The organism is Kosmotoga sp., assembly GCF_982836095.1.
In genome coordinates, this window is sequence record NZ_CEYIHJ010000048.1 from 1 (window position 1) to 11,472 (window position 11,472).

General features: G+C 40.0%; 12 protein-coding genes and 1 pseudogene. 5 read left to right on the forward strand and 8 right to left on the reverse strand.

What is annotated here, in order from left to right:
- A partial coding sequence (locus AC3LHT_RS04750; protein WP_488662130.1) for an AAA family ATPase occupies nucleotides 1-1,218 on the forward strand: 1,218 nt, incomplete at its 5' end.
- A gap of 220 nt (nucleotides 1,219-1,438) precedes the next feature.
- On the opposite strand, the gene AC3LHT_RS04755 is transcribed toward AC3LHT_RS04750, so the two are convergent.
- Complete coding sequence (locus tag AC3LHT_RS04755; protein ID WP_488662131.1) at nucleotides 1,439-2,302, reverse strand: hypothetical protein; 864 nt, start codon at nucleotides 2,300-2,302, stop codon at nucleotides 1,439-1,441.
- Between the two features lie 376 nt (nucleotides 2,303-2,678).
- Between AC3LHT_RS04755 and AC3LHT_RS04760 the strand changes: the two genes are divergently transcribed.
- Both AC3LHT_RS04760 and AC3LHT_RS04765 read left to right on the forward strand, forming a co-directional pair.
- Nucleotides 2,679-3,959 (forward strand): ArsB/NhaD family transporter, encoded by a 1,281-nt coding sequence (locus tag AC3LHT_RS04760; RefSeq protein WP_488662132.1) that lies wholly within the window; start codon nucleotides 2,679-2,681, stop codon nucleotides 3,957-3,959.
- Between the two features lie 163 nt (nucleotides 3,960-4,122).
- Complete coding sequence (locus tag AC3LHT_RS04765) at nucleotides 4,123-5,085, forward strand: 2-hydroxyacid dehydrogenase (protein ID WP_488662133.1); 963 nt, start codon at nucleotides 4,123-4,125, stop codon at nucleotides 5,083-5,085.
- Nucleotides 5,086-5,119: 34 nt separating this feature from the next.
- Here AC3LHT_RS04765 and AC3LHT_RS04770 read toward each other — a convergent pair whose 3' ends face one another.
- The 6 genes from AC3LHT_RS04770 to AC3LHT_RS04795 form a co-directional block, all read right to left on the reverse strand.
- Nucleotides 5,120-5,404 (reverse strand): metal-sensing transcriptional repressor, encoded by a 285-nt coding sequence (locus tag AC3LHT_RS04770; RefSeq protein ID WP_290646190.1) that lies wholly within the window; start codon nucleotides 5,402-5,404, stop codon nucleotides 5,120-5,122.
- Between the two features lie 21 nt (nucleotides 5,405-5,425).
- Nucleotides 5,426-5,632, reverse strand: a complete 207-nt coding sequence (locus AC3LHT_RS04775) for a heavy-metal-associated domain-containing protein (RefSeq protein WP_488662134.1) — start codon at nucleotides 5,630-5,632, stop codon at nucleotides 5,426-5,428.
- A gap of 191 nt (nucleotides 5,633-5,823) precedes the next feature.
- Nucleotides 5,824-8,250 (reverse strand): heavy metal translocating P-type ATPase, encoded by a 2,427-nt coding sequence (locus AC3LHT_RS04780; RefSeq protein ID WP_488662135.1) that lies wholly within the window; start codon nucleotides 8,248-8,250, stop codon nucleotides 5,824-5,826.
- Nucleotides 8,251-8,252: 2 nt separating this feature from the next.
- Nucleotides 8,253-8,471: a (2Fe-2S) ferredoxin domain-containing protein gene (locus AC3LHT_RS04785; RefSeq protein WP_290646184.1), complete on the reverse strand. Its 219-nt coding sequence runs from the start codon at nucleotides 8,469-8,471 to the stop codon at nucleotides 8,253-8,255.
- Nucleotides 8,468-8,743 carry an SHOCT domain-containing protein gene (locus AC3LHT_RS04790; RefSeq protein WP_290667215.1) on the reverse strand — a complete coding sequence of 92 codons (276 nt, stop codon included), beginning with the start codon at nucleotides 8,741-8,743 and terminating at the stop codon, nucleotides 8,468-8,470. The genes AC3LHT_RS04785 and AC3LHT_RS04790 overlap by 4 nt, the downstream gene beginning before the upstream one ends.
- Nucleotide 8,744: 1 nt before the next feature.
- Nucleotides 8,745-8,948 (reverse strand): SHOCT domain-containing protein, encoded by a 204-nt coding sequence (locus tag AC3LHT_RS04795; RefSeq protein ID WP_290646180.1) that lies wholly within the window; start codon nucleotides 8,946-8,948, stop codon nucleotides 8,745-8,747.
- A gap of 159 nt (nucleotides 8,949-9,107) precedes the next feature.
- Here AC3LHT_RS04795 and AC3LHT_RS04800 point away from each other — a divergent pair, with 159 nt between their 5' ends.
- Nucleotides 9,108-9,656: a manganese efflux pump MntP gene (locus AC3LHT_RS04800; protein WP_290646178.1), complete on the forward strand. Its 549-nt coding sequence runs from the start codon at nucleotides 9,108-9,110 to the stop codon at nucleotides 9,654-9,656.
- A 283-nt stretch (nucleotides 9,657-9,939) separates the two neighbouring features.
- On the opposite strand, the gene AC3LHT_RS04805 is transcribed toward AC3LHT_RS04800, so the two are convergent.
- Complete coding sequence (locus AC3LHT_RS04805; RefSeq protein WP_488662136.1) at nucleotides 9,940-10,578, reverse strand: class II aldolase/adducin family protein; 639 nt, start codon at nucleotides 10,576-10,578, stop codon at nucleotides 9,940-9,942.
- A 211-nt stretch (nucleotides 10,579-10,789) separates the two neighbouring features.
- On the opposite strand from AC3LHT_RS04805, the pseudogene AC3LHT_RS04810 reads away from it, so the two are divergent.
- Nucleotides 10,790-11,472: pseudogene (locus AC3LHT_RS04810) on the forward strand (hypothetical protein); the annotation flags it as partial.

The window sequence follows — 11,472 nt, forward strand, 5'->3', positions numbered from 1 at the left end:
GCCATAGACCTAATCGATGAAGCGGCGTCTTTTGTTAGACTTCAAGCCGGATACATACCCGAAGAAATAAGGAAGCTCGAAAAAAGGCTTTCCCAACTCGATGAACAAATTTCGGATTTGGTTCAGAGAGGTGAATATCGACAAGCGGCAGAATTGAAATCAGAGTATGAGCGCATAAAAGGCGAATACGAACAAAAAAAGGGAAACTGGCAAGAGAATGTTTCTAAGAACGCCAAGAGTGTAACGAAAGACATTATTGCTTCCATAATCGAGCAGTGGACGGGGATCCCAGCCGGAAGATTGCTTGAAGCTGAGAGGGAAAAGCTGAAGAACCTCAAGAAGTTGATTCATGAAAGATTTATAGATCAAGATGAAGCAGTGGATGTTGTTGTAAGTACGATAAAAAGGGCAAGAGCAGGGTTAAAAGCTAAAAACAGGCCATGGGGATCTTTCCTCTTTATGGGACCAACCGGAGTCGGAAAGACCGAACTTGCTAAAACATTGGCTTACATACTTTTTGGAAGCGAGAACGCTATGATAAGGCTTGATATGTCCGAATACATGGAAAAACACACTGTATCGAGATTAATAGGAGCTCCTCCAGGATACGTTGGTTATGAAGAAGGTGGACAATTAACAGAAGCGGTTCGCAGGAAACCTTATTCCGTGATTTTACTGGATGAAATCGAAAAGGCCCATCCTGATGTGCACAATCTTTTGCTCCAGATTATGGATGATGGCAGACTTACTGACGGAAAGGGTAAAACAGTCAGTTTTGCAAACACTATTTTGATCATGACAAGCAATATCGCTTCGGAAGAACTAGTTTCCGAAGACATAAACGATGAAGTGCTTGCAAAAGTTGAACTCAGGCTAAAAAAGACATTTAAACCCGAATTCATCAATAGGCTTGATGCCATTGTTTTCTTCAAAACACTGGATAAAGAAGTCATGTCAAAAATCGTGGGACTCAGGATGAAAGAGGTATTTGAAAGGCTCTATGAACAAAGCATCAAAGCAGAAATCACAGAAAAAGCCGTAGATTATTTGGCACAAAAAGGTTACGACAGGCTCTTTGGCGCAAGACCTGTGAGACGTGTAATTGAAAAAGAAGTCGAAGCTCCCATCGCCGATATGATAATCGATGGAACACTAAATGAGGGCGATAAAATAACCATTGATGCCGATGAATTTGGGATCAGGATTGTTAAGGAATAAAATCGAGAGCCGAAAGGCTCTCTCTTTTTTAAGTATAAAAAAGCGTACATGCTCTTCCTCAAAAGAGTTTATCTGAAGGCTTGTAAGATGCTTGTTAGCATTGATTTGGGAAAAGTGATCAGGTCTTTTATGGTTTTCGACCAATCTATTTTCCAACTCGTGAAGGTTTATAGAACCTTAGTCTTTCAAAACCTTTTAGTGGGATTTGCGTGATTATCCACTAATCTCCAAAATACCCCAGAGCTTCTAAAACAAGAGCAGTTGTCATGAATGTTGTCACAATTTCCTCGCTGTTTCCCCAGCTTCCGTCTTCGTTCTGCTTTGACAGCAAGAAATCGATGATTTCTTTGGTTATGCTATTATCCGATTCTCCAAGGCTTAGAATTATTGCTCCAAGGGCAAGCTGTGTCAGTTTGCCTTCGGAAATTGTGCCTTTTTCTTTCTTGCACTTTTCTACTTCTGATTTCATATATTCAGCGATACTATTTATCGTTTCTTCAGAAACAGGATAACCATATTTCAAAAGGTAATAGCATTCCAACCTTTTCACATTTTCTTCTTTTTCGAGCATGAATAATGCTCTCTCGGCTATTTTTGGAGTGAGTACAAACTTACCTATGGTTAAAAAGCGTAAAACCTGTAAGAATTCTGAGTTTTGCATGGAAAGTATCTCTGATTCTTTCTTGAGGATAAGCCTGTCGATTTTCAACTCAAACTTCAGGTTTGGCTTACCCAAGATTTTATAAGCCAGGTTCAACGACATATATTCGCTGAGCAAATTCAAATCATCGAGTTTGAAGAGATAGTCGTATGAAAGAAATGCGGTTTGTGGTTCAATACTCTTGATCACGTATTCTGCAAAATTCACAGCCATGTCATTCACACACTCAACGCCAAAAGCGCTTACGAGCGATTCGATAATCTCATGACTGACTAAGATATCATTATAAAACCACGTGCCGTTTGGGTCTTGATTATTCCGTAAAAACGCGATTCCACTGTCTATTGCTTGATCGATATTTGCGGCTCCAAAGAATAACGAAGAAATTAGTATTGGTATAACAACCAATGTTTTGAGTTTCATATCATTTGACACCCCCTTTGAATGTTAATGCTCCTCTAGGTCGTAATAAAACAAAGTGTGCGCAGAATTCGTGTCATATTCGGTGAATGACTCGTATATAGCTTAAGGATAATCTGAAAAACTGATATAAACATTCTGATAATAACCGAAAAATATTTTCAATGACTCGGTTTTCTTACATCATCTCGTTAACTTCAAGTGCATAATTTGATATATTACTTATATATTATAGCAATATATTTTTCGATTGTTAAATTTAAATAATGTCTTTTTTTTCGTGACACCCTATTTTCATAAGTTACTGCTCAATATTTTATCAATCCTGCCTTTTGTTGTATAATTTCTCTCGTGAGCACTTTGCGAAGGAGATGTAACCTTGACCCCAGAAATGATTTTGTCCTTTACCATTTTTCTAATTGCTTATGCTTTTCTTGCTACCGAAAAAGTTCACAGAACTCTTATTGCCCTTTTTGGCGCGGTCTTTATGGTTTTTCTTGGGATCTTTCACGACCCCACCAGCATATACAGCGAATATATAGACTTCAATACGATTTTTCTACTTATTGGCATGATGACTTTCGTGAATGTTATAAAAAAGAGTGGCCTTTTTGAATTTTTGGGTCTGGAAGCTTTGAAGCTTTCTAAAGGAAATATGTTGAAACTCTATATATATTTTGTCATAATCGTAGCTTTGACATCTGCAGTATTGGATAATGTTACTACTATCCTTGTCATGCTTCCCATTACTTTGGCCGTTGCTGACACGACAGGTATCGACCCCATACCCTTTGTTTTGGGTGAGATATTTGCCTCTAACATAGGTGGGGCAGCTACCCTGATTGGTGATCCGCCGAATATCATGATAGGATCCGCTGCAAAATTACATTTTAGTGATTTTGTCTTGAACCTCGGTCCAGTACTTCTATTTATCTTCGTATCAGTTAATCTTTTTTTGATCCTGGTATTCAAAAAAACTTTGGTGAAAAAGGTTGACAATAGCCTGTTGACGCAGTCTGGTAACCCGATAACAAATAAAAGGCATTTCTACATCTCTATTGTGCTGCTATTTATTACCGTAGTGCTATTTGTTTTCCAAGAGAGCCTTGGCTTTGAAAGTTCCTTTATTGCCTTGATGATTGCTTCTGTATCAATGTTGTCAATGAGAGCTAAGGAAGTAGAGAAAACACTGGAAGAAGTGGAATGGTCAACCATACTATTTTTTGTTGGCCTTTTCATAATGGTTGGGGCTCTTGAAGAAACAGGCTTTCTCGAATATCTTGCAGGTCACATACTCGCACTCTCCCATGGTTCATATCAGCTTGCGAAAGTCTTTGTGGTAAATATCTCGGGATTTGCTTCCGCTTTCATCGATAATATTCCCTATACAGCGACTATGATTCCTGTTATTGAATCCATGCAAAAGTTGAACCCAAGTGTATTTGGTAATCTCGAGCCCATGTGGTGGTCTTTATCTTTAGGAGCCTGTCTCGGAGGTAATGGAACGGCCATTGGCGCTTCTGCAAATGTTATTGGCTTAGCGCTTCTTAAACGGTATTATGGAAAAGAAATCAGTTTTATTCAGTTTTTCAAATACGGGATAATAGTCCTCCTGATAAGTTTAGCTATCTCCACAATATTCTTGCTGTTCTTTTTATGATGCTTTCTAATTTCAAATCAACAATAAATTCTGAGAAAACGGGTAAAGTCTCTTTCTGGTTGATGTGATAAAATCGTTTGGTAATATATACCACAGACATATTGTGTTCACATCTAAGAAATGAGGAATCTGGAAAAAGGATATTTTTTCAGGAGGGAAAGAAATGGAAAAAATTCTGGTCACTTTTCCAACGCCAAGAATGACTAAAATTCTACTAAAAGAGTATGAGACAATCTATAACGATGAAGAGCGTGTTCTCTCCAAGGAAGAGATTGTTGAACTTGGAAAAGACGCAACAGCGCTTTTGACTACACTTGTTGATAGAATCGACAGAGATATCATCTTCTCTCTTCCAAAGTTAAAGGTAATTTCCAATTGTGCTGCTGGCTACGACAACATCGATATAAAGGCCGCAAAAGAAAGAAAGATAGCCGTAACTAACACCCCGGGGATTGTAAGTAAAGCCACAGCTGACATTGCTATGTTATTGATGCTTGCTGTGTCCAGAAGGTTGTTTGAAGCTAACAATTTTTTGAAAGCGGGGAAATTCCAGGGTTGGCGCTTCAATCTCTTTCAGGGAATCGGCCTTCATCGCAAAATCCTTGGAATCATAGGCATGGGAAACATTGGCAGAGAAGTGGCGAGAAGGGCAATAGGATTTGGCATGAGAGTGATTTATCACAACCGGCATAGAATCCCCGAAGCTGAAGAACGAGTGCTTTCCGCTTCATATTATTCCCTTGAAGACCTTTTGAAAACAGCGGATATCATTTCGTTGCATGTACCACTAACACCTGAAACATATCATCTTATTAATAAAGAGCGGCTTGAGCTTCTCAAGCCCAATGCTATCTTGATCAACACTGCACGAGGCCCTGTTGTTGATGAAAAAGCTCTAATAAAGGTATTGAAGGAGAGAAGAATCTATGGTGCGGGGCTTGATGTCTTTGAAAACGAACCTTATATTCCCCAAGAATTAATGGAGCTTGATAATGTTGTATTACTGCCACATATAGGTACAGCTACCATAGAAACCCGTCAAACCATGTTAATAGACGCCATCCAGAACATGGTAAAAGTCTTCGATGGAGAAAGGCCCGATAGTTTTGTGTATCTCCCAGAATAAAAAAAGAGCGCTTAAAGCGCTCTTTTTTTGGGCTTCACAGGGTTTTTTCGATATGTTTCATTAGCTGTTCAAGCTCTTTTATCTTCTCATCTACGTATCCCGTTTCAACTGCCTCTCTGACACAGGTTTCAATATGCCTGTTGATGATCTCCGTATTTGCCTTCTTTAATAGAGCTATTACAGCCAAAAGCTGTGTAGAGATGTCAATACAATATCGCTCATTCTCAATCATTTTCATGATTCCCTCTATTTGCCCTTTTGCGGTCCTGAGAATTCTTAAAGTCTCCTGGTGTTTAACGTGATGAGAATGGTCCTCCATAATAACCAATAACCTCCTATGTCAGTTTTCTATTTTGACCAGAGTATAGCCAGCATCATCTATTGCTTCCCTGAGTACCTCTTTTGGCAAATCTTTTGAAACTTCCACCATAACAAATCCACCAGCGAGATTTACTTCAACCTTTTTTACGCCATCTACTTCAGATAACACCCTTTCTATCCTCACTTTGCAATGGTTACAGCTCATACCCTCAATAACTAGTTTCATTTTAACACCTCCGTATAAATTTTAGGTTCAAGATCTGAGAATCGAGAGCCGAGAAAAATCGTTGTGGGTTGTATGTTGTTCGTTATACGTCGCTTATTTCATATTTACCTCCTAAAAGGATTAGACAAAGAGTTACGTACAACCTACAACCAACAACCTACAACGAACTCTATTGTTGGTCGCTCCAATATTTACAATAAAGCGCGTTTCAACCTCAGAGCGTTTATGACAACGGTAACGCTTGAGAAGGCCATAGCAGCTCCTGCGATCATTGGGCTAAGTTTCAGCCCGAAAGCGATATAAAATATTCCAGCGGCTATGGGAATTCCAATTACATTATAAAAAAATGCCCAGAAAAGGTTTTGCTTCACATTTCTGATCGTTACTTTAGATAGCCTGATAGCGTTCACAACATCTCTTAAGTCACTCTTCATTAATACTACACCAGCTGATTCCAAAGCGACATCAGTCCCTGAACCGATCGCTATACCAACATGTGCCTCTGCCAAAGCAGGAGAATCATTTATGCCATCACCCACCATAGTGACGGTATAACCCATTTCTTTTAGCTCTTTCACCTTTTTAGATTTATCTTGAGGCATAACTTCTGCCATTACTTCGTCTATACCGACTTCTTTTGCAATGGCCCTCGCAGTTTCTACGCTATCTCCAGTTACCATAAAGGTTTTTATACCCATTTTTTTCAGTTCTTCAATGGCTTTTTTAGAGCTTGGCTTTACCACATCAGCAATGCCAAAAAGGCAGACGGGTTCACCGTTGTACTTCATGAGAACAGGGGTTTTCCCATTTTTGGATAATTCGATAGAGTTTTTTCTGGCGGTGTCGCTATCTTTCAGCATACGTGTATTTCCAAGGCTTATCTCTACTCCATCAATTTGAGCAAAGATCCCCTGCCCAGGAATAACTTTGAAATCATTTACTTCAAAAAGGTCACCATCATACGCCTGTACTATGGCTTTATCCAATGGGTGAGAACTCAAAGCACCCACACTAGCAGCATATTTCAGCGCTTTATTCTTGTCAAATCCAATAAGTGGAATTATATCCGTAAGAACTGGTTTCCCTTCGGTAATGGTTCCTGTTTTGTCGAAAATAACTGCTTTTGTCTTGTGGGTAATCTCCAAAGCTTCTCCGCTTTTAAAGAGGATTCCCATCTCAGCGCCTCTGCCTGTACCCACCATTATCGCTGTAGGGGTTGCTAAACCAAGTGCGCATGGGCAGGCTATTACGAGTACTGAAATCATCATAGAGAAAGCAAAAAGAAAACCATATCCGAGTAAAAACCAACTTAAAAAAGTAACGGCGGCGATTCCGAGTACCACAGGCACAAAATATCCACTGATTATGTCTGCTAGCTTTGCTATGGGGGCTTTGGAAGCTTGGGCGTCCTCAACAAGCTTGACTATTTGGGCAAGCGCTGTGTCACTCCCTACTTTAGTGGCTTTAATTTCCACAGTACCACTGAGATTTACAGTTCCACCTACTACTTCCGATCCTTCTTGGATATTCACAGGTATAGACTCTCCCGTTAGCATGGATTGGTCAACTGAACTGTTACCCTTAACAACCACCCCATCTATGGGGAAAGCACTTCCCACTTTTACCAGCAGAGTATCCCCAACTTCCACTTCTTCAACGGGGATTTCAACTATCTCTCCACCCCTTTTTAGAAAAGCTGTCTTAGGAGACAAATTCATGAGCTTCTTCAGCGCTTCTGAAGTCCGCCCTTTAGAGAAACTTTCGAAGTATTTTCCGAGTGAGATCAACGCGATAATAACCCCAGCAGTTTCAAAGTAAAGATCCATAGCATATGAGGTATTTCCCAGAGCAATCTGAACCGTGGCAAAAAGTCCATAACCTACCGCCGCACCAGTTCCTAAGCCTACGAGTGTATCCATGTTTGGATGGCCCTTGAACAAATTGGGAATGCCTTTGAGATAGAAATCTTTGCCTGCAATCACAATGGGTATTGTCAGGAAGAGTTGAACTAAGGCAAAATTCAGGGGATTTTGTTCCAAAGAAATAATGCTTGGAAGAGGGATTCCAAACATATGGGCCATTGCTACCAAAAGCAAGGGTAAAGCAAAAATCGAAGAAAACAAGAATTTTCTCCTGTATGAACGGGTAACCGCTTCTCTTCTTTCACTGTCGCGGTCGTAAGTCTTTGTTGTTACGCTCTTTGCTTTGTAGCCGTTTTTTTCAACCGCTTTTTTGATGTCCGCTATCCTTACCAAAGATGGGTCATATTCAATCGCTGCCTTTTCGGTTGTCAAATTTACGGAAACACTGTTGATCCCATCAAGTTTATTTACAGCCTTCTCTACTGCACTAACACAGGAAGCGCAAGTCATGCCCTCTATTTCAAGCGAGATTTTGCGAAGTTTTTTTGACTTTTCAATTTCATAACCTGCTTTTTTTATTCGTTCTACAAGTTCCGATTCGTCAATAGGGGTTTCAACTTCAAAAACCAGCCTTTCAGTAGCAAGGCTAACTACGGGATTTTTTACTCCTTCGACTTTTAAAGCAGCCTTTTCAACTGCGCTGACACAAGAAGCACAGGTCATGCCCTTAACGATAAACTCTTTTTTTTCTGCCATAATTACCCCTTCAATTTTTCATTAATTAATTTAGCAAGACTGTCAGCAGTGAGCTCAGAGTAAAGCTTGCCGTCAATTTCTGCTACTACGGTTTTGCAGATACCAAGACAACCTGATTCGGAAATCTCAAGCTCAGGAAATCTTTCCCTTGAGGCTTTTAAAGATTCAGAACCTTTTTTATAACAACAAGAGTCCTTTTGGGCACATATATTTACTCTCACGATTCTCCTCCTAACTGTTTCCTCATTTTTTTGTATTCTTCGTCGCTTATTTCGCCTTTTGCGTATCTGAGTTCCAAAATACGCAACGCTTCGGAATCACGATTTGATATCACAGTTTTGGTTCTGCTCCCAGTACCAACCACACGTTTGATAATCCAAAAAAACACCGCAAAAAACAGAACCATCAAAATTAAACCGAAGATAGGTCCAAACCAGCCCCAACCACTAAACCAGGCCCAACAACCTGCAGGATTCCAAAAGCCCCAGTGCATATTAATCACCTCCTCTTAGGGTCTTCAGCATTTTCAGATATTCTTCTTCATCGATTTCACCTTTGGCATAGCGTTCCTTCAAAATTTTTTCAGCCCCGCTCGCTTTTTCAGCAGACTCTCTGTTTGCGAAAAAATTTCTTATATACTCGGGCTTGATGAGAAAGACGATAAGAACTAAGAAAATTAACCACCCAAAGAACATCATGTTTATCACCTCTTTTTATGCCCCCCCATGGGGGGGTCTTATAAATACTATCATGCTTCCGATGAAGAAAGCTTGTCTAATAGAATACAAAGCTGTTAAAAAAGAGTAATGAATGTGATGATATAATGTTCATGACCCTTTAAACCAGAGGTGTATAGGATGGAGATTCTTTTTGTTGCTATAGCTTTAGCAATGGACGCCTTTGCAGTATCTGTGTCTATTGGCCTTTCTTTGAACTTTGTTCCACTTAATACCGCATTTCGAACTTCATTTCATTTTGGACTATATCAATTCTTCATGCCACTGATCGGTTGGTATACCGCTTCAAAATTTTCTAGTTATATTCAGGAGCTTGATCATTGGATAGCTTTCTTACTGCTAGCAGGAATAGGCGGTAAGATGATTCTTGAAGCCTTTGAGAAAAAAGAAGGGTCAACTGTTGATAGAACAAGAGGCTTTCCTTTGATACTACTTTCAATTGCAACCTCTATTGACGCCTTCGCCGTTGGAATGGCTTATTCTTTTTTGGAAAGAAAAATACTTTTCCCGGCAATGATTATTGGCATCATTGCCTTTTGCTTAAGCTATATAGGCATAAAAGGCGGTGCCAGGTTTAGCAAACACTTAGGAAACAGCGCAGAAATTATCGGAGGAATTGTGTTGATATTTGTTGGAGCAAAGATACTTGTAGAACATTTAAGTGGATGAAAAGACATTCAGGGGTATAAAACAAAGGTTATACTGAGCTAAAGTAAAGCTCAGGCTATACGTGACATCGTCACGTCTATATATTCCTTCGGAATGGCTCCGCGCCTATGGGCGGATAAGAACCGAGTTACGTGATTCGAGTTGCGAGTTATTAGTCACGAGAGTGAATATAAGAAATAAAAAACATGACTGAAAACAGGTAAGCACGCTGATGCGTGGGAAGGTTTAGAGAAATTCGTATAACACATGACATACAACCAACAACGGTTTTTACTGTATTCTTTTACTGCCTGTAAAATTTGAGATATTTTTCCCTGAGCTTTTTCATGTTGCTCTCTGGAATATGGAAGATTTCCCTGTTCAATTTCAGGGCTTCTATGTACACCTGTATGTTTTTTTCTGTGACTTTGGCAGAAACGAACGCTTCATTGAAGCTTTCCCCAACGTTGACGAGCCCATGGTTTCTCAATATAACAGCGCTGTTGTTCCCAAGGGCTTCAGCAGCATTTTCCGCGAGTTCCCAACTCCCTGGGTCTGCGTATTTCGCCACTCTGATTTCAGGCCCACATATCATTGCACTGTCTTCAATGAGGGAAGGAACTTCTTCCATGGTTACAGACGCGATCGATGCGTAAATAGGGTGAGTGTGCAGAATGAATTTTACGTCTTTTCTCGCTTTGTAGATGGCAACATGCATTTTCCATTCAGATGATGGGACTCTTGAGCCTTCTATAACATTGCCCTCGTAATCAATGACTATAACATCTTCTTCTTTCATCTTATCATATGGGTATCCTGAAGGCGTGATATATATCCTCTCACCATCAGTAATGGATACATTTCCCCATGTTCCTTTCACCAGGTCTTCATTTAACATTTTTCTGCATGCTTGAACAATTATGCTTCTAAATTCTTTATCCATTTTCATTCCTCCATTCATGAATGGCATTTCACCAGTATTTAGTATACAGGAATATCTTTTACCGCGCAAAAAAGAGCAGAAAAGGTAGCTTGCGAGTCTCATTATAGTGACAATAAATGTAACAAACGACTGATTTGTTAATTGGTTCTTCATTGTATAGAAAGACCTTTTTGCTTATGCTAGGGCTTTAATTGTGTAAGGAGGTGGGGGTATGCGAAGAAAGTTAATGCTTTTACTTTTAGTGCTTGCTGTACTTTTTGTACTTGTTGGCTGTCCAGGTAGTTCTATTGACGAGCTCATTTCAAAAATGAAATTCCTTGATTATGCTTTTGCGGATGGGGAACCCGAAACACCAGCTGTGGCTTTATATCTCGGAAGGGTTAAAGCAGATGATGTTTTGCAGGTTTACACTCCTGTGCCCGAACCGAAGTCAGGTGAGTTTGTCGATAATTCTATAGTTATCGTACCTACCATAGGTGCACCCGGATATCTTTATTACCTTGACCTTGATCCCGGCGCTTTCTATAATCATCCAGGTAGGGTTGTGGTGCTTGGGGAAGATGGTGAGCCAATAATTGATGAAGAAGTTCAAGGATGGCCTGTTCTCAATGGCGAAACACCTGAACCACTTGTTTCCCCAACAATGAAAGCCTATGCCAAAGCGATATTCTGGAGAAACATCCGCTACAAGATAGCTGAAATACAAATTCCTGAATGGGTGGTCTTTCAAAGAGTAATATCAGGTGCTGTTGTTGTCAATGGGCTGACTCCCACGCAAAATCTTTATTATGAAGCTTCGCAGATCCACAACATGATGTACAACGCCATGGTCGATTTCATGGGAGTTGATAGGGTTAGGCAAGTTGAATATCCTGATAATGCTCCAAGTGATGT